The sequence below is a fragment of the Thermanaerothrix solaris genome, assembly GCF_032334255.1.
GTDB lineage: Bacteria > Chloroflexota > Anaerolineae > Anaerolineales > Anaerolineaceae > Thermanaerothrix > Thermanaerothrix solaris.
Genome location: NZ_JAUHMF010000002.1, coordinates 835103 through 854663 on the forward strand (window position 1 = coordinate 835103; position 19561 = coordinate 854663).

Genomic DNA, 19561 nt, shown 5'->3' on the forward strand with positions numbered 1-19561 from the left:
ATGTCACCAGCGACTTTGTTTTGGGGTGTGCTCTTCGTCCTTGTAGGCGCAGTAGCCTGGGGGGCAACGCGTTGGTTAATGCGGACGTTGCCGGGAGCGCGACTCACTTCAAGGTCTGTTGTTGCGATAGAAAACGAGCGTGGTGACGGCCTAAGCGAGGCGGTCATCGTGATCCAACCCGGTGGTCGGGTAACTTGGTTGAATGAGTCTGCCCGAACGTTATTTGATCTCCCTGCGGACACTCATCCTAACTTGGAAATGCTGGCGCGCAAAGTGCGCCCGCCGGAACTTTTCCTCGGCTTGTGTGCCCATGGTGGGCAAGATTTGGTAACCTTGGGGGGACGCACGGTTGAGGTGCGCGTTTTGGCCACCCCTCTGGATGGGCAGGCCTACCGTCTGGTGTGGTTGCGAGAAGCCAACTTGGCTAGTGAACTTGCGCGCGAATCGGCTCTGCCGGCGCAGACTTTGCAAACATTTTTACAACTCACCCAGGCGATTGCGGCTAGCCTGGACTTAAATGAGACGTTACAAGCCGTTCTGGACAGCCTGGAACGCTTGTTACCGGCCGATATTTGGGAAATTACCCTGTGGGATGCAGAAGCAGGCGTGCTGTGGCCTTATCGGCGCCTGGCAGGACATCGATTGGAGCGGGTACCTCGCGGCTATGCTCTGGATGAGGGCTATTCTGGCTATTTGGCACGCACCCGGCGTCCTCTTCTTCTCTCACGGGTTGAGGAACGTTCTGACTTGCATCAGGCCATTGATCGGCAGTCTTACCCTCTACGTTCTTATATGGGAGTGCCGCTGATTGTCGGCAAAGAACTAATTGGGACGTTGGAACTGGGTTCTCTCACGCCAGATCATTTTCAACCCCCGGATCTTGAATTACTGCGGTTAATTTCGGGGCAGGCGGCAATTGCCATTCATCATGCCTTGCTTTATCGCCAGGAACAGCGGCGAGCGACAGAGCTGGCCGGGCTGGCGCAGTTCGCTCAAGCGTTTGGGTCGGTGCGCGATCCCCGGGAACTTTTCGAGCGGTTGATCAACAGCATTCTCCCCTTGCTTCCGGTCAACATCTTGGGATTTCTGGTGTTCAATGAAAATACGCGGCGTTTGGAAGCCCAGGCACCGTTTATTGGGCTACCACCTGAATTCCTGGACATGTATCGAGTGCCGGTCGGAGCGAACTCCCCCCTGGAGAGGGCTTTGCTGGAGCAAGATGTTCTGATTACCGAAAATGCTGTGGAGGATTCACGCTGGCACGAATTGGGATTACACCATTTGGCGGTGGCGGCTGGGTTGCGTGAGACCGTGCTGGTGCCGTTGGCTTCGGTGGGGCGGATCTTAGGATATATGCAGGCATCCAACCGCCTCAACGGAGGAATGTTCACCCAGGATGAAATTCGTTTAATGATGATTATTGCCAATCAAGCGGCACCAATTATTGAAAATGCCACTCTCGTTCAGCAGAGCCGTCAACGAGCACAACGGGCTGAGGCGTTGCGTCGGATTGCCAGTTTGGCCAGTTCTGCCGCGACGCTGGATGAGATTTTAAAGTATTCCTTGCAGGAACTAGTGCGTCTACTTCGTGCCGATTGCGCTGCTATCTTTTTGCTCAATACCAACCGCACAGCACTCGAATTACACCGCTTTTCATATTTCGGCGAAGTTGTACGGGATGGAGGGGTGATCCCGCGCCTGTTGGTAGATGATCCGCAGTTTCCTTTTACCGTAACGGGTAGTCAAGATGCACTCCACAGCGGTCGCTTATCCTTTGAAACCACCTTAATCCCTTACTATCAACATCTGCGCCAGACTTGGGAGGTCGAATCGGTTGTGGTTGTGCCCCTGGTGGTGCGCAATGAAGGGATTGGTGAAATCTGGGTGGGTAGTCGGCGTCCTGAGCAGTTTGATCATGCGGATCTTCAACTGATGTTTACGGCAGCGGGGCAGTTAGCCGGTGTCGTTGAGCAGGCCACTCTGCGGGCTCAAACCGATGAGACCCTACGCCAGCGGCTGGAGCAGTTGACTGCTCTCAATCGCATTACACGCGAACTGAGCACATCACTTGACCTTGAGCACTTGATGGAAATTGTTTATGAGGAAGCCTTGCGCATTACGCGCGCTGACTGTGGTAGTCTGATATTGTTTGATTTACAGCGGGCATCTCAGGGCAATAAATGGCCGTTACGCTTGAACCTGGGTGAACCGATACCAACGGAACTGGGGGCATTGGAGCGACAAGCACTGCAAACTGGACTTCCAGTTAATGTAAATGGGGAAGAAATCTCCTCAGATACGGTTGCTCTTCTTCATGAGGGAATAACTTCACTGTTGATTGTGCCCATCTTCTATCGCCAATATCCAGCCGGTTTGATCCATTTACATGCCCGCCAGGTTAATCATTTTGGATCCGCCGTCACTGAGGTTGTGCAATCGTTGGCCGCACAGGCCAGCGTGGTTCTCTCAAATGCCTTGCAATACGAAGAACAGGTGCAGCGCAGTGAGTTGGTGCGACGGCAATTGGAGACCTTTGCCGAACTTTATCGAGTATCGTCGTTTCTCTGGCCCGATCAATCTCTGGAAGATGCATTGGCAGCAATTGCGCGGGCGATTACGCAAGCCACGCCTTTCCGTGCGGTGTTGATCAGCGTCTATGATCCTGAGAAAGCACATTTGGTGCGCAAGATTAGCCGTGGACTTACCCCAGAGCAGTGGGAAGAAGTTCGTCAGCGCACCTTGCCCTGGTCGGCGTTGGAGGCAGTGCTCCGTCCTGAGTTTCGTTTAGATACACTTTACTACATCCCGGCAGATAGAACCCCGGTCTTGCCCGACTCTATTCACTGGGTCAATGTTATGCGCCCTGAGGATGAGTTGCCCGTAACGGAAGATATGTGGCACCCGGATGATTTGCTTTTGGCGCCGCTCTATGATGACACAGGCCAGCCGTTGGGCTTAATCAGTGTGGATGACCCTAGTGATGGTCGCCGCCCGGATCGCGCCGCTCTGGACACCTTGAGCCTTTTCGCCGCCCAGGCTGCATTAGTGATCGCACGTCATCGTCATCTTCAAGATTTACAACAACGCTTGGCCCATTATGAGGCATTGCAAATTGAAGAAACGCGTCGGCGTGAGAGCCTGCGATGGCGGCGTGTGCGAGAGGGCTTTACGGTTATGGAAGAGGCCTCTCGTCAGAGTAGCGTTGAGGGCGTATTGCGTAGCGTTGCTCATCAGTGGTTGGAGCGTTTAGAGGGAATGGCAGCCTTAATTGCCGAACAGCGCCCTTCTGGCCCCCATTTATGGGAGGTCATTGGCACTCAGCCACCAAATTTGAATCCGCAAGCCCTGTTAGGTCAGCGCAATCCCCTCCTTCAGGCTTTGAACGAAGGAATACCATTAATGGTAGCAGATGTTCACGAGGAACCGGCGTGGCAAAATAGTCCACTATTGCAGGGGTGGGGGGCACAAGCCTTTCTAACGCTGGTATTTGAACCTAGCGCGGGGCGACGAATAGGGGTGTTGGTGTTGATAGATCATCCATTGCCATCCTTTGAGGGAGAGGATATTGGCTTTTACACCCAATTCTCGCGCCAGATTAGCATTACGTTGCAAAATCTTGAACTATTGGAAGGGGCGCGTCGTCGTCTGCATGAGGTTAACTTGCTCTTGGATTACAGCCGAAAATTGGGGAGTCTAAGCGAAACCGATTTACTGCAGGCACTATGTACAACCGTATTGGAGGTCATTCCAGAAGCCGAGGCGGCTTGGGTGGCGCTATGGGAGCCGCGGGAAGAGGTGTTAATCCCTCGCGCAGTGTGTGGTTATGCCGATGAGACCGCCTTAAGGCAGGTTCGCTTTGCGGTTGAATATCAAAATGATGCCATCCTGACCCAAGCCTTTCAGCAGGGGCAAGCGGTGTGTATTGATGAGGTTAACTTTGTCCGAGATTATGCCTTGAGCGGGGAGGATTTGTTACTCTATCGGCATGCCAACCAGGGAAAACTGCCGTTATCCACGCTGGTGTTACCTTTAGGTAGCGGAGAGCGAGTGTTAGGGGTACTGGTCGTTGAGAACTTCAGCCAAAATGCGGTTTTTACCCCGGAGCATCAGACGTTAGCTCATTCCCTGGCGCAGCAAACGCTTCTGGCTTTGGAAAATGCCCGTCTGTTCCAGGCAGCGGGGCGGCGTTTAGAGCAACTTCAGGCGCTCACTCAGGCTTCGGCACGTCTCTCGGCCAGTCTCAATGAAGAAGAGGCAATCTCGGCTCTGATGAACGCATTGGGAGACGTGATCACATATGATACTGCTGCTCTCTGGCTACGCGAGGGTGATGTTTTGCGCTTGGTCGCGGCACAGGGTTTTGCTGATCATGAGCAACGCGTGGGTTTGGAAGTGCGGCTGGAAGATAGCCGTCTATTCCAGGCGATGCGCGAGCAGGGGCAGCCAATTTTAGTGGCAGATATTCGTCGAGACGAACGCTTTCCGCGCTTTCTGGAGCCGGAGCGTTTATGTTGGTTGGGATTGCCTCTTCTGGTTCAGGCCGACTTTATCGGTGTATTGGCTTTGGAGAAGGCTGAAGCGGGTTATTACTCCTCTGAAGATGTGCAGGTGGGGGCAACCTTTGCCAGCCAAGCGGCGTTGGCGTTGGCGAAGGCGCGCCTGCTAGAAGATAGCCGGCGGCGCGCCGTGGAATTAGACCAACGTTCAGAACGTTTGGCACTGCTGTATAACCTCTCCAATGAATTAGGGGCTTCCCTGGATTCGGCGCACATCCTGAGCCTTACCATGCAACGCTTACGAGATGCGTTGGGCGCCGACATGGGGGCAGTGCTGACTTGGGAGGAGGGAAAAGTCTCTTTGGCGCTACTTACCCCGCCGGAGGAAGCGACATTACCTCAACCCTTACCCAACCTCCTGCTTTTTGAACGCTTGCAGGAAACGCGTGGGATATATATTGTGGGGGACATTCACGGCGAGATGGAGATGATTGAGTTGATTCGCGCATGGCCGACACTGGCAACAATGCGTTCTCTTATCATGGTGCCCCTGGCGAGTGCTCAGGTGATGCAGGGATGGGTCGTGTTGACTTATGCTCAGGAGCATCGCTTTGCCTCGCCAGAATTGGAACTGGCGCGAACGATTTGCAATCAAGCCGCGGTGGCTTTGCAAAACGCCCGCTTGTTTGCCGAAACACGTGCCCTCAAAGAGGATCTAGAGCAACGAGTCGCCTTGCGTACGGCCGAACTGCAACAGGCGAACCTGGAGACGCAAACTCTCTTGCGTGTGATCACAGAACTCTCGGCCAGCCTGGATATCCATCAGGTGTTGACCCGGGCCCTAGAGGTGCTCAATCAAGCCCTCGATGTGGAGGCCAGCCTGGTTCAGTTGATGCAAGGTGAAGGTTTCCTGCGCATGGTGCCTGACCTGGGCCTGGAGCCGAAGGCCCTAATTGAGGCCGTCAAACCGCTACACCAGCGTGTGGTGAATCAACGCTCGCCTCTGTATTGGGATAATCTTGGCGCGCGCGAGGATGAGGAGACCAACGTTTTACGCGCTATTGGCGTGCAGGCCGTTTTGAGCGTCCCTCTGATTTTGGGTGAAGAGGTGCTTGGTTCACTGTTCCTGATTCACCGCCAACCAGGACACTTCCGGGAAATGCACATCCATTTAGCTCAGGCCATTGCGCGCCAGATGAGCATCACCCTGAGCAATGCTGAACTCTTTGGGCTGATCCGCGATCAGGCAGAGAGTTTGGGGCAGATGGTGCGCGAACAGCAAATTGAAGCCAGTCGCTCGCGGGCAATTCTCGAAGCCGTGGCTGATGGGGTCATGGTGACTGATGCTGATCTGCGTATTACGCTGTTTAACGCTTCGGCGGAGCGTATATTGGGCTTGCAGGCAAACCTGGTGCTCAATCAATCCCTGGAGCGTTTTAGCGGCCTTTTTGGTGAAGCTGGCCATGCCTGGGTGCAGACGATTCAACGTTGGTCGGAGCAGGCTGAGGCGGCAGATGCCAGCGAAACGTTTGCCGGTCAAATGGTGCTGGAAGACCAGCGGGTGGTGGCCATACACGTTGCCCCGGTCTTCTGGCGTGATCACTTCTTGGGCACGGTTTCGATTTTCCGTGATGTGACGTATCAGGTACAGGTGGATCGTCTAAAGTCAGAATTCCTGGCTAATGTTAGTCACGAATTGCGCACTCCTCTCACCGCGATCAAAGGCTATGTGGATGTCATGCTGATGGGCGCGGCGGGAACCATTACCGAATCTCAACAGCGATTCCTGCGCATCGTCAAAGAGAATGCAGAGCGACTGATTCGAGTGGTGAATGACCTGCTGGATGTTTCGCGCATTGAGGCTGGGCGCGTGGAACTCAATCGGGCGGCTTTTGATTTGGCTGAAGTGGTGAGAGAGGGTTTGCAGGCGATGCAAGCGCGTGCTCGGGAAGAATCCCGTAACCTGATTTTTGAACTCGACCTGGCGCCTACTTTACCGCCAGTTTATGGCGACCGAGAACGGGTGCGCCAAATTGTGGAAAGCCTGCTGTCCAACAGTTATCATTACACCCCGGATCAGGGGCGCATCATGCTCAGAGTTTACCCAATAAGCGAACACGAGGTGCAAGTGGATGTGCGAGATACCGGGATTGGCATCCCCATTGAAGATCAGCCGCGCATTTTTGAACGTTTCTACCGCGGTAATAACCCCTTGGTGATGGCGAAAGCCGGCACCGGCTTAGGGTTAGCTCTGGCAAAAATCCTGGTCGAGATGCAGGGCGGACGAATCTGGTTCACCAGCAGTGGTATTCCGGGAGAGGGGAGCACCTTCTCGTTTACTTTACCGATTGCGGAGCGTTGAGGGAGTTCAATGACCCACATCCTAGTGGCTGAAGACGAACGTGATATCCGGGAACTGATTGCATTTACCCTGCGCTTTGCCGGGTATGAGGTTACAACCGTGAGCAACGGCGAGGAGGCCGTGCAGGCGGCGGCGCAGCTTCATCCGTCTTTAATTCTTATGGATGTGCGCATGCCGCGCATGGACGGCTATCAGGCCTGCCAGGCTCTCAAGGCCGACCCGGTGCTGAAAGACATCCCGGTGGTTTTTCTCTCGGCCAAAGGTCAAGAATCTGAGATTCAAGCCGGGCTGGCTGCTGGGGCAACAGATTATCTGCTTAAACCATTTGCTCCGGATGAACTGACCCGGCGTGTGCGCGAATTGTTGGAGAAACGTCCACCAACGATGGGAACATGAGCGCGATCCTGCTGGAAGACGCTATTGTCCATTATGAAGTCCTTGGGCGAGGCCGCCCGGTCATCTTTCTGCATGGCTGGGTAGGTTCATGGCGTTATTGGATTCCGATGATGCAGGCAGTTTCATTGAATTATCGCGCCTATGCGCTGGATTTATGGGGTTTTGGGGACACGGCCAAGAACCGGTGCTATCGGTTGGATGATCAGGTTGAACTCCTGGTCGCTTTTATGGAGAAAATCGGGATTCTCAAAATTGCACTTATTGGGCATGGACTAGGGGCTTTAGTCGGAATGCGCTTTGCGGCGCGCTATCCCGAGGCAGTGGATCGTCTAATGGCGGTTAGCCTGCCATTGGGCCGGGATCAGGTCAGTCATCGGCTGCGGAACACCAGCCCGGATGATTTGGCGCACTGGTTGCTCAGCGGCTCTCCTCTCACTGAGCCCGTGTTGACGGATGCGATTAAGACCGATCCCCAAGCCGTGCTCACCTCATTGGATGACTTAAGGGAGTTAAATCTGGTGAGCCTCTGGCAGGAGTTCCGTTTGCCTTGCTTGCTGGTCTATGGGTTGGATGATCCTTTGATCGAGCCAGCTTCCAATGAGCAGATTAATTCAATGCCCGAGAACATGCACCTGGTCTACTTTGAGAATGCTGGGCATTTTCCGATGTTGGATGATAGTAGCAAATTTAACCGCTTGACCAATGATTTTTTGGCCCTTCCGTCCGGGGAGAGCCCACGCCAGTTACAGCTCAAAGAGGAATGGAAGCGGCGGGTGCGCTGAAGGAACACCTTGGCAACGCCGTGATATTTTGGGGTGAATTGAGCCTGCTTTGAACCTGGGGTACCACAATGACCATAACGGCACTACGTCACCGAGATCGCGTGCAGCGGGTTTTTTATCGCACGTTTCGGGCTTTACGCCATCGGAATTATCGCCTCTGGTTTACAGGGCAGTCCATCTCGTTGATCGGCACCTGGATGCAATCAGTTGCCCAGCAGGTGTTGGTCTATCGTCTGACCGGCTCAGCGGTGGCGCTGGGCATGGTTAATTTTGTGGCCTTGATTCCATTGGTGCCGTTTTCGCTTTGGGGAGGGGCGGTTGCGGATCGTTTGCCCAAGCGCCAAGTGGTGTTGATAGCACAAATTGTGATGATGGTGCAGGCGTTCATCCTGGCCGGACTAACTTGGAGCGGTTGGATTCGTATCGGGTATGTGTATGTGTTGGCTTTTATCCTGGGAGCCGCTAACGCCGTGGATATGCCAGCGCGCCAAGCGATGACGGTGGAGTTGGTGGAAGGCAAAGAGGATCTTACCAATGCTATTGGCCTAAACTCAGCCATGTTCAACCTGGCCCGCGCCGTTGGTCCGGCGTTGGCGGGTGGCCTGGTGGCGACAACGGGTGAGGCAACCGCATTTTTGATTAATGGATTGACGTTTGTAGCGGTTATCGCCAGTTTGTTGGCTATGCGGGATTTGCCTATCCCCGAAGCAGATCCTTCGGGCGCGCAAGATGGGAAGTACCTATGGCAGGGTTTGCGCTTCGCCTTAGGGCAGGAAGTTCCCCGCTTACTCATCGCCCTCGTGGCTTTAAGCGCTTTACTTTCCATGCCTTATACTACCTTGATGCCAGTTTTTGCCCAGCGAATATTGTTGGAAAGCGCGCGTCCAATCATAGCAGCCATGTGTGAAGGGCCTCTGGATGCCTTTTCGTGCCGTGCGCCTGAGGCATTGCCGCTGGGGTTGCTGTTGACGGCTGTGGGTGTGGGGGCGGTGCTGGCGGCACTAACGGTTTCGTCGTTCCCGGCGCGTACTCGCCGGGGAATGTGGCTAACTTTAGGTAGCCTTGGTTTCCCAAGTGCGCTGATTGCCTTCTCCTTTTCACGATCGTTTGTGCTCTCATTGAGTCTGATGTTTTTAGTCGGGTGGTTCTTCGTCCTCCAAAACGCATTGGCGAATACCCTGCTTCAATTGCATACCCCAGATGCCTTCCGTGGGCGGGTAATGGCTGTTTATTCGATGACCGTTCAAGGAATGATGCGTTTGGGCGGCTTGCAGGCAGGATTGATGGCAGACCGTGTCGGCGCTCCCGCCGCGATTGGGATAGGCGCGTTGGTTTCACTGCTGTTTAGTGGGCTGGTGGCCTTATACCGTCCGACCCTACGGCAACTGAGGTGACCTTACGCCATGCCCACGATATTTTGTGCCAGAACATAGGTTTGGAGGTGGGCCTCAACCGTGAGCTCTATCGGTTGTGCATAACCCCCGGCCATGACCAAGACCACCGGGATGTTGTGTGCCGAACAGGCGTCTAGCACCATGCGGTCGCGTTGGGCTAATCCTTCCAGCGTTAAATCCAAACGTCCTAAGCGATCCGCAGCAAGAGGATCTGCGCCGGCGAGGTAAAGCACGATTTGAGGGCGAAAGTTCAGCACGGCTTTTATGCCCTCGTCCAGTGCAGCCAAGTAGGTAGCGTCATCGCAATGGTCAGGTAAACCGATATCGAGGGTAGAAGGCACCTTGCGAAAAGGGTAGTTCTTTTCCCCGTGTAGGCTAAGGGTGAAAATTTGTGAGTATGGCCCCAGGATGGCAGCAGTGCCGTTGCCTTGGTGCACATCCAGGTCTACCACCGCAATCCGGTGTACCCACCCGTGTTCGAGTAAGGCTATCGCTGTAACTGCCGCATCGTTAAACACGCAAAATCCCATCCCCTGGTCGGCCAGGGCGTGGTGAGTTCCACCGGCCAGGTTTCCGCTAAGGCCATCGCGTAAGGCGTGTTGAGCTGCTTGCCAGGTGCCTCCGACGCTCAATAACGAGCGCTGGGCCAGTTCGGGGCTCCAGGGCAATCCAATTTGGCGTTCAATTTGGGATGGGAGAGTGCCTTCTAAGACCGCCTGGATATAGGCCGGTGTGTGGGCCAAAGCCAGAAGATCCAGCGGAATCGGTTCCGCCGGATGGAACCTTGCGGGGGGGATAATGTCTTGCTGAAGCAGGGCCTCGCGCAAAAGGCGGTATTTTTCCGCCGGGAAGCGATGCCCTGGAGGAAGGGGAAACTCGCAATGGTCTGAGTAGAAGATGTGCATGATTAACCCTTGGCAGCCATGACTAGAAGGGATTATAGTTATTTGAACGTCGAATGTCTATCCCTAGTTATGGAGGTGTCAAACCTATGGAGAAGCGTTTTGGGGCTTTGCGTGTGATTGGAATTATCTTTAAGGTTTTGGGGGTGATTGTTTTCCTGATAGCCCTGATTGCGGCGGTGGCGGCTTTGGTTGGCGGGGCGGCCCGCATGCTTGGTCCGGGCGATTGGCGTTTCATGATGCGTGGCTTGGGGGTGTTGGGCAGCTTGTGGATCCTGCTTTGGGGCGCGATCAGTGCGGTCTTTCTCTATGGCATTGGAGAAGTGCTGGATCTATTGATCGCGGTGGAAGAAAACACCCGCGCCACTCGCCTCTTGCTTGAACGTGAGCGCGGAAACACCCCTTAGGATGGTCTCGGTAGATATTCCGAAACTGAATGAACCAAAGGCGTGTGATATTAGCGCACGCCTTTGGTGTTTAAAAATTGTCCATACCGCTTATCGCTATCGTAGATATGGTTTCTCAGCCAATCTTTGAGAAAATTCATGACTGTAATGGAGAGGGCGATTTGGCCACTGCGGTACTTTTCCCGTAACTCCAGTACCTGTTGGGTCAATTCTTCATGTTGCTGACGGTGGATGGCGTAATCAGGATAGCCGTAGCGCACCATTAGTGCTTCTTCAGAGGCAAAATGGGTGCGGGTATACTCTACCAATTCATCAAAGATGTCGTTGAGAACGGCGCGACCTTGGCCGGAACTCATTGCCTCATAGAGTTTCTGGGCAATGGCGAACAGGCGTTTGTGCTGGTCGTCATACTGTGCTACCCCAATACTGTAGATGGAGTTCCACTCAAACATTATTTTGCTCTCCCTGATTCGTCTCTCTTTACTTATAAATTATCCTAAAAATCTGTTCGCATTCCATAAAACAGAGGTTAATTTGCCTTACTCGTCCTCCTGCCACCATGCGGCACCCAGGACACCTGGACCAGCGTGGGCTCCAATCACGGGCGTCAATTCCGTAAAGTAGTGCTCATGGGGTTGGAGGAGTTCAACGAGGCGTTGGTAAAGTGTCTCGCCCTCTTCCAAGGCATCGGCGTGAAAACAGATAAGAGCCACAATTTTTCCGCTCAAATGTTTTTGCATCCAGTCAACCATCCGCTCAATGGCTCTGCGGCGGGTGCGCTCAACGCTTTCCAGGCGGATATGCCCCTGATAGAGTGAGAGCACCGGATACAGGCGGAGCGCCGATTCTAAAAGAGGAGTAATCACATTTACCCGACCGCTGTGAGCGATGAAGTTGAGAGTATCCAGGACGCCAATGATGCCGATGCGGGGGATCAGGGCGGGCAAGGTGTCAATGATCTGCTCGGCACTAGCACCGCTAGCGGCCATCCTGGCTGCGGCGAGTGCCAGCAGCCCTTGCGCCGGTCCGGCCAGGCGCGTATCCACCACGCGAGCCTGCAAACCTTCTTCGGCTGCCATTTGGGCAGCCAGGCTGGCACTGAAGAAACATTGGGTGAGTTCTGCCGGGGGAGTTAGAATCAGAGCCGTTTGGTCTGAGCCAACCGCCTGGCGGATGGCTTGCAGAAATTCTCCGGGTGCTGGGGCAGAAGTCTTCGGCAGTAGACCGTCGCTGCGTAAACGCTGGTAATAATCACGGGTGTCCACATCGAGACCATCGCGGGCAACCCCCTGGGGCAAGATAAGCGCCAAAGGCAATATATGGATGCCTTCGCGTTGGCAAAGGTCGGGGGGCAAGGACGCCACGCTGTCGGTGAGCACCACTGTGGTGGGTTTGGGTAGGGGAGTGATGCGGGGATGAAGTAGTTCATAGAGCAAGCGACGTGCATTGCGGGTCTGACGCCAACGTGCTAAGATCTCGGGTAGGGAGCATACGGCGGTGGTGAGTGCGAGGATCATCGGCGCGGCGATGATCCAGGGATCATAGCCATCCCAATAAATGAGCAACATGAGCACCGGAAACCCCAGTAAGGTGGCTAGGATGCCACTGCCACCGCTGCCCAGGTAAATCATCCCATAAAGTGGAAGGGCCATCAGCGTTTGCCTGGGGGTGAGGGCGAGCAATACACCTAACGTGGTGGCCAACCCGCGGCCGCCGCGGAAGCGGAAGTAGAGAGGGAAACGATGGCCCAACACAGCGGCAACACCGGCAAAAACCGTGCAAACCTCGGGTGCAAGCGAAGCGCGTGCCACCAGGATAGCAAGGCTTCCCTTGGCAATATCCACAATCGCCACGAAGGCCGCCGGTTTAATCCCCAAGTGACGGGCAACATTGGCGGTACCGGCGTTGGCGTCACCTAAGGTGCGGATATCCCGCCCGCTCCACCAACGGCTGACCAAAATAGCCCCCGATAGTGAGCCAATCAGGTAGCCTGTAAGTACCACCCACACACATGTCATTGTCCCTCTCCTTCACCCAAGGACTTATTAGTCATGGGCTTCAACCGCACGGCAATTTTGCTTTGGGGGTGGCACCAGCAATCATCCCCTTCGGGCTCCTCTAAATTATTATAGCCGTTGTGTCGCAGATGGGTTCGAGCAAATTCAAGGTCGGGGACTTCAAACGTGAGTTCGATTTCGGTATGAGATGAGGCTGAAGCATCTTGCAGAATTAAATCCAGACCTTCTCCAACCGAAAATACGACCTGTTGGTCTGAAGGGGTGGAGACCAACGGCAATCCCAATCCCTCGGTGAAGAGGGTGCGATGCATGGACGGGTTTTCCACCCGCAGGCGAATGCTTCGCAACCGCCCGCGGGTGGAGGGGGATGAAGTGCTAAATAACCGGCGTAACCAGCGATAACCCAGGAAACCGGGCGTCATGGGGTTGAAATCACCTCTGGAACGTGGGGTTGAGCGTTTTGGATATCCGTAGTTTCTGGCGCATGACCTTCGACATAGGTGTGCTGCCAAACACGATCAGCCATTTCCTGGTACGTTCGTGCGTAATTCATTAAACCCTCTGCATAGGATGGGTCAAGTAGAGCAGCACGGGCATTCTCATCACTGGGTTCGGGCTCGTGTTCTTTGATGAGCCGACGCAGGACATCATGATGATCACGAATCAAGCACGGGGCGAGAAGGTTCTGGTGCTGGTAACTTGCTTGCCACCGTCGTATGCCGGCAAAAAACGGTTCGCGGTAAACATCATTAAGATTACCGCCCCGCGCGTAAACGTCCTTGATGTTGACCGCGGCATACGGCACAAACACGCACGGACTAATGTTGCCATTCCAATCCACGTAAAAGTACCCGCCTTTACCGTAGCCTCCTGCGGAGATGCACCCTCCGACTAGCGTGCCGTGGTTCCAGAAATCGGCCAGGAGGATGCGCTTTTCGCGGATGAGACGCCAGGATTGTTGCCACATCCACAACCGTTGCTGAGGGGTGGGCATCAAATCCAGAGTGAAAGAACGCCCAATGGGCATGTACTGGAAAATCCAGCCGTAGAGGGCGTGTCGCTCAAAGAAGATGTAATCAATGAATTCTTCTGAGAGGATGATCTCGGCATTATGTCGCGTTGCTGTGAGCGAAACCCCAAACGGAACGCCAGCCTGATAGAGGCGGTCCATAGCCGCCATGACGTTGTCGAAGACCCCATGACCACGGCGTTGATCGGTCTGCTCACGCCAGCCTTCGAGCGAGATGGCCGGGGTGAGGTTACCCAATTCACTTAGGCGTTGGGCGACTTTGTCGGAGATCAATGTGCCGTTGGTGTACATCAAAAAGAAGGTTTCAGGGTGAGCGGCGGCTAGATCCAGGATGGTCTTACCTTGGGAACGATATGCTAAAGGCTCGCCGCCGCTGATGACAATAAACTGTGCTCCCCACAGTGTTTCAGCTTCGGTGACCAGGCGGTCTACGATTTCCCACTCTAATTTTTGGGAATTGGCGCCAGAATCGGCATAACATCCCACACAACGTAGGTTGCATCCTTTGAAGGGGCTGATGGTGAGGAAAGAGGGTTGATCATAACCATATTGTGCGCGGAAGGCTTTTGCCGCTTCGCGACGGCGTTGTTTTTCCAGAAACAGATCCCGGATCAGCGTGTTGAACAGCCCTTGCAGCCAGGGCTTGGAAAGGTGGTACTCGGTGAGTGCACGCTCTGCAACCCGTAATAGAGCCAGAGCAAAGGCTTCTTGATCAGCAATCAGGCCGGGCAAGTCATTCCCGGCTAGCCGCTGGGCGTTGAATTGTTCATGAATTTGGCTCTCGATAGTACGCACAATCCAATGACGAGTGGTTTGGCTGCGCGCCAGTAAGGGAGCTAATTCCACCACTCGATTGGTTAGCAGAGTAAGGCGGCGCGAAGGCGTGGAGGAAGTTGTGGTTGAGATTTTTGTCGTCATGAATCACCTCCGTTGATGGTCAAGATGCTGAATATAAAAATACCCCCATCTGTGGATGGGGGATTGGATCAAAAGTGTTATTTGGGTGTTAAGCGCAGGACAAATTAAGGCTTATACACCATGAAGTTATCAAAGAAGATCTCGACCCCCGGCTCGGCATATGCACCTGCTATCAGGCCGACATCACCTTCTTTTAAAGCCTCATCATTAACGGTGCGCAGCAAGGTGCCGTTAACATGGAGGCTTAGGGTATTGCCTACGCAATCGGCTCGAATATGGTTGGTGGTCGTTCCCTGCCGAATAGCAGTGTGTGATTCTAAGTTTTCAGCCCCGATGACCTGGGTTTCACCATTAACCTTTTTGCCGATGCCAAAATAACCATCGCTGCTGATAAGGAAGAAGTAGAAGTTCTGGGTGTCCACATACCGGCAGAGAACCCCAAAGTCGTTGTCATCCGGACCGGCAACCTTGGTGGCATCCACTTCAATTTGCACATCTTTGAAATTCCGACCGGGATTCGCCCATACTTCCAGGTTAGGGGTGTCCACGCGAATGCGGTAGGCCCCATCGCCAGTGTAATCGGTCACGCCGTCGCTATCTTGGCGACGATCCCATCCGCTATCCGGGTCGGAGAAATCGTCTTGGAACAGGATCTCAACCTGCCGCGTAGCCGTAGGAGCGACTTGGCCTGGGAGTCCACAGGCCAGAGCAGGTAATCCGAGCACGACCAATCCCACAAGAAGAACCCATAAAGACCCGGGTTTGAGCATGATGGATACCTCCTTTGGCAGCAAAATTCGACTTATTTTAGCATGATTGACAATTTCATGAAGAGATGGGAGGGTTGGGGGATTGACAATTTGCGGCAGATAATTATAATGATTATAAATTTATAAAGAGTATTACTTTGGAGTGAATACAAAATAAAATGGAGACAACCATTCTTCTCGACTCCCTACGTAAAGCAGGCTTGCGAATTACCCCGCAACGCCAGGCAATTTGTGAACTTCTGGCGACCAGCCATGACCATCCGACCGCGACCATGATCTATGAGACCCTAAAGCCGCGCTTTCCATCCTTGAGCCTGGCAACGGTCTATAACACCTTAGAAGTCTTGGTGCGGCTCGGTGCAGTCAATGTATTAGGAAATGCCGGGGATGGCATGGCGCATTATGACGCCGACACCGATCCGCACATTAACCTGGCGTGTGTCTCCTGCCACAAGATTGTGGATTTCCCAAGCCAATATGTGCAGTTTTTAGACGAAGAGATCAGCGCCGCTTCGGGCTATCGGGTGCTGGGAGCGCGCGTGTTGTACTACGGGCTTTGCCCTGAATGTCAGCAAAAGACATCCATCGCACGGAGGGAAACCGATTATGATCACCGCCGAGACAACGCCTGAGCAACGTTTCTCCAATGTACCCCCTTCGGGCTTGCGTTGCACCGATGTTTTCGCCGATACTTTGAGAGGATATGCTGGAGTTAAAGCCGTCCATTATGACTACAACCAGGGGCGCCTGCGTCTGATTTATGACCCCGAGGTGATCTCGCCCGAACGTGCCCTCAGCCTGGTCAATGAAGCTGGCCGGTTAGCGGCGGGGCGTGCTAATCAATGTGCTGCCCGCCGCGAAAACGGCGCAGCGGCATGTGCATTATGTGCTCTGCAGTTGGGACAAGGGCTAGGGTTAGATCCAGAACGGGTGGCATTTCGCAACGGTATCCTAGAGGTGACATGGACTGAGGCGGTTCAGCCTGTGGCAGAGGTAGAGGAACTTTCGGCCCATTTACCCGGGCGGGAGATCACCCCCCCTCGCCTGGATGAGCGGCGTATACAGGGCCTATTCACAATTCTCACGGCATTTCTTACATTAACGGCGTTGTTGCTCCAACGTTGGGATACGCCTGCACCCATTGTCAACGGGTTATTTGCTCTGGCATATCTCACCGGGGGCTGGTTTGGGCTGTTGGCGAGTTTGGAGGCTCTGCGGGAAAAAACCCTCAATGTGGATTTGCTCATGATCCTGGCGGCGTTAGGGGCAGCATTTATTGGTTCACCCGCTGAGGGGGCCGCGCTTCTCTTCCTGTTCTCGCTTTCTAATACCCTTCAGGCCTATGCCATGGATCGCAGCCGTAAGGCCATTGAGAAATTGCTGGACTTGCGTCCCAAAGTAGCCACCGTGAGACGGGGTTCACGTTTAGTCGCGCTACCGGTAGAAAAATTGGTACCCGGGGATATCATCGTGGTGCGCCCCGGGGAGCGTTTCCCGATTGACGGCGAGGTCATCAGCGGTGCGTCAGAAGTTAATCAGGCGACCATTACTGGTGAATCCATGCCAGTGAGCAAACAGGTAGGAGATTTGGTCTTTGCCGGCACTGTTAACGGCAACGGCAGCCTGGAAGTGCGGGTAACACGCCTGGCACACGATACCACCTTGGCGCGCATTGTCCAGATGGTCGAAGAGGCACAGGCCAATAAGGCTAAGACGCAACGGGTGCTGGATACGTTTGAGCAGTATTATGCCTTTTTCGTGCTTGGTGCTGCGGTTCTGTTGATTGTGATCCCTTATTTTGTCCTGGGGCAGCCCTTTTACCCTACGTTCTACCGAGCTATGACCTGGTTGGTGGTTGCATCGCCTTGTGCCTTGGTGATCTCGACCCCTGCCAGTATCCTTTCGGCCATTGCGAACGGCGCGCGCAACGGGGTGCTTTTCAAAGGGGGTGTGCATTTGGAGCGAGCGGCCAGACTCAAAGTGGTGGCCTTTGATAAAACCGGTACGCTGACCCATGGGGTGCCTCAGTTAACAGGTGTTTATCCTTTGGAGAACCTGGATGAAAATACCCTCTTAAAACAGGTGGCCGCTGTAGAAGCCCGTTCAGAGCATCCCCTTGGGGCCGCCATTGTGCGCGCGGCTCAGGAACGTGGCTTGTCCTTGCCCACGGCATTGAATTTCCGTGCTTTTCCGGGGCGAGGTGTCGAAGCCCAGGTTGAAGAACGTCACTGGCTGGTGGGAAATGTCCGCTTTTTTGCCGAACGTAATCTTCCCATCCCTACGGAACTCCAAACCCGGATTCAGCAACTCGAGGCTGAGGGGCAGACAGTGATGCTGGCTTACACCAGTAACCTTTCCGGGCCCGAGGCCGGGGTGGGCCGTTTTGTCGGGCTTTTGACCGTAGCCGACGCCCTTCGTCCTGAGGCAGCCTTGGTCGTCCAGGCGCTTAAGAAAGTTGGCATTGAGCGTGTGGTCATGCTGACCGGAGATAATGAGCGCGTTGCTGCGCGGATCGCGGCGCGTACTGGTGTGGATGCATATTATGCCAATCTCTTGCCGCAGGACAAGGTGCGTGTCTTGCGAGAATTACGTGAGACTTATGGCTCGGTGGCGATGGTAGGGGATGGTGTCAATGATGCGCCTTCATTGGCGGCTGCCGATTTGGGGATTGCGATGGGGGGCGCAGGTACTGATGTAGCGATTGAAACGGCTGATGTAATCCTGATGTCGGATGATTTGCGCAAGATCCCCTATGCGTTGGGATTGGCGCGGCGCGCGCAACAGGTGGTTTGGCAAAATCTCTCGTTTGCGTTGGTCATGATCGTCGTGCTGGTGGTGAGCACGTTTGGTGCTACCCTGCCATTGCCTTTAGGGGTTCTGGGCCATGAGGGGAGCACGGTGATTGTGGTCCTAAATGGGTTGCGCCTCTTGGCTTATCGCGGAACGGATACATGGTTATTCCAGCAAAAACCTATCTCACGGATGTTGCGCCAGTTTTCTTCCTAGGTCTGGCTGGTTAATCCTTCTGGTCGCCTGTTCGGTCTATCGGGCAGGCGACTATTTTTTGCCTGACCGATGGTTAGGGCTGACATTTGGGTTATACTTTAGGCGCGGAATCTTCTGTGGAGAGATCAAGTATGAAAAAGTGGATGGGTTTATTCTTATTTGTCTTATTCTTCCTAAGCGCATGCGCACCGACTAAACCAGCCGAGGCGGTGACCATTCGGGTTGCTCTTCTTCCCATTTTGGATGGACTGCCCATTGTGGTCGCTCAACAAGAGGGTTTGTTTGAGAAATACAACGTCAAAGTTGAGATTCTTCCGGTCAGTTCGGGGCCTGAGCGGGATCAATTGGTGGCTGCTGGGCAGGCAGATGCAATGATCAATGAGTTAACGTCGGTGATGTTCTTCAATAAGGAAACCCCACAGGTGCAGGCGGTACGGTTTGCCCGTACGGCAACAGCAGAGCAAGCTCTCTTTCGTGTTTTGGCGGCTAAGGGGGCTAATATTCAAAAGGCAGCGGATCTGAAGGGCGTTCCGATTGGGGTATCGCAAGCGACAGTCATCGAATATCTGACCCAGCGCCTGTTAGAAGTTCAAGGCTTCCAGCCAGACGAGATCCAGACGATTTCGGTGCCGAAAATTCCCGATCGCATGGCGCTTTTGGCCAGTGGGGAACTGAAAGCTGCTATGTTGCCGGAACCGTTTGCTACCCTGGCGGAGCAGCAAGGTGCAGTTCCGCTCTTTGATGATAGGCTTGCCCCGGGGTATTCCTTCAGTGTGATTTCTGTACGCAAGGCACTCATTGATCAGCATCCGCAAGCGGTAAAAGGGTTCTTGGCGGCCATAGAAGAAGCCACCCAACACATCAATGCCGATCCCCAGAAATACAGTGGGCTGATGGTCGAACAAAAGATGGTGCCCGCCCCCCTGGCCGAGAGTTTTCGCGTGCCCACCTACCCCTTGAAGGGGGTGCCAACCGAAGCGCAATTTACCGATGCGCTGGCATGGGCGAAGGCGAAGGGCTATCTGGATAAAGACCTGACCTATAGCGATTGCGTCAATCCAAAATTGCTGCCCTGAGAGG

At 54.2% G+C, this 19561-nt stretch carries 14 protein-coding genes; 8 read left to right on the top strand and 6 right to left on the bottom strand.

Annotated features, from left to right (window positions below; translation table 11 throughout):
• The 4 genes from QYE77_RS12135 to QYE77_RS12150 all read left to right on the top strand — a co-directional run bounded on the left by QYE77_RS12135 (window position 1) and on the right by QYE77_RS12150 (window position 9430).
• Window positions 1-6858, top strand: coding sequence for a GAF domain-containing protein (locus tag QYE77_RS12135; protein WP_315625689.1), 6858 nt, complete (start codon window positions 1-3; stop codon window positions 6856-6858).
• A gap of 9 nt (window positions 6859-6867) precedes the next feature.
• Entirely contained in the window at window positions 6868-7254 is a 387-nt protein-coding gene (locus QYE77_RS12140) for a response regulator transcription factor (protein WP_315625690.1), read from the top strand.
• A complete protein-coding gene (locus tag QYE77_RS12145; RefSeq protein ID WP_315625691.1) occupies window positions 7251-8036 on the top strand; it encodes an alpha/beta fold hydrolase in 786 nt (261 codons plus the stop codon). Before QYE77_RS12140 ends, QYE77_RS12145 begins: the two co-directional genes overlap by 4 nt.
• A 68-nt stretch (window positions 8037-8104) precedes the next feature.
• Window positions 8105-9430 carry an MFS transporter gene (locus tag QYE77_RS12150; RefSeq protein ID WP_315625692.1) on the top strand — a complete coding sequence of 442 codons (1326 nt, stop codon included), beginning with the start codon at window positions 8105-8107 and terminating at the stop codon, window positions 9428-9430.
• A gap of 2 nt (window positions 9431-9432) precedes the next feature.
• Here the strand turns inward: QYE77_RS12150 and QYE77_RS12155 are convergent, their stop codons facing one another.
• Entirely contained in the window at window positions 9433-10335 is a 903-nt protein-coding gene (locus QYE77_RS12155; protein WP_315625693.1) for a histone deacetylase family protein, read from the bottom strand.
• An 86-nt stretch (window positions 10336-10421) separates the two neighbouring features.
• On the opposite strand from QYE77_RS12155, the gene QYE77_RS12160 reads away from it, so the two are divergent.
• Window positions 10422-10739, top strand: coding sequence for a hypothetical protein (locus tag QYE77_RS12160; protein WP_315625694.1), 318 nt, complete (start codon window positions 10422-10424; stop codon window positions 10737-10739).
• Window positions 10740-10789: 50 nt separating this feature from the next.
• On the opposite strand, the gene QYE77_RS12165 is transcribed toward QYE77_RS12160, so the two are convergent.
• The 5 genes from QYE77_RS12165 to QYE77_RS12185 all read right to left on the bottom strand — a co-directional run bounded on the left by QYE77_RS12165 (window position 10790) and on the right by QYE77_RS12185 (window position 15475).
• Window positions 10790-11191, bottom strand: a complete 402-nt coding sequence (locus tag QYE77_RS12165; RefSeq protein WP_315625696.1) for a bacteriohemerythrin — start codon at window positions 11189-11191, stop codon at window positions 10790-10792.
• An 87-nt stretch (window positions 11192-11278) separates the two neighbouring features.
• Window positions 11279-12757 carry a glycerol-3-phosphate acyltransferase gene (locus tag QYE77_RS12170; protein WP_315625697.1) on the bottom strand — a complete coding sequence of 493 codons (1479 nt, stop codon included), beginning with the start codon at window positions 12755-12757 and terminating at the stop codon, window positions 11279-11281.
• Window positions 12754-13179, bottom strand: coding sequence for a VOC family protein (locus QYE77_RS12175; RefSeq protein ID WP_315625698.1), 426 nt, complete (start codon window positions 13177-13179; stop codon window positions 12754-12756). Before QYE77_RS12175 ends, QYE77_RS12170 begins: the two co-directional genes overlap by 4 nt.
• Window positions 13176-14705, bottom strand: a complete 1530-nt coding sequence (locus QYE77_RS12180) for a radical SAM protein (protein WP_315625699.1) — start codon at window positions 14703-14705, stop codon at window positions 13176-13178. The genes QYE77_RS12175 and QYE77_RS12180 overlap by 4 nt, the downstream gene beginning before the upstream one ends.
• Window positions 14706-14809: 104 nt before the next feature.
• Window positions 14810-15475: a hypothetical protein gene (locus QYE77_RS12185; protein ID WP_315625700.1), complete on the bottom strand. Its 666-nt coding sequence runs from the start codon at window positions 15473-15475 to the stop codon at window positions 14810-14812.
• Window positions 15476-15633: 158 nt separating this feature from the next.
• Between QYE77_RS12185 and QYE77_RS12190 the strand changes: the two genes are divergently transcribed.
• From QYE77_RS12190 to QYE77_RS12200, 3 genes are all read left to right on the top strand, one after another.
• A complete protein-coding gene (locus QYE77_RS12190; protein ID WP_315625702.1) occupies window positions 15634-16107 on the top strand; it encodes a Fur family transcriptional regulator in 474 nt (157 codons plus the stop codon).
• Entirely contained in the window at window positions 16082-18481 is a 2400-nt protein-coding gene (locus tag QYE77_RS12195; RefSeq protein ID WP_315625703.1) for a heavy metal translocating P-type ATPase, read from the top strand. The genes QYE77_RS12190 and QYE77_RS12195 overlap by 26 nt, the downstream gene beginning before the upstream one ends.
• Window positions 18482-18612: 131 nt before the next feature.
• A complete protein-coding gene (locus QYE77_RS12200) occupies window positions 18613-19557 on the top strand; it encodes an ABC transporter substrate-binding protein (RefSeq protein WP_315625704.1) in 945 nt (314 codons plus the stop codon).
• Window positions 19558-19561 lie beyond the last annotated feature (4 nt).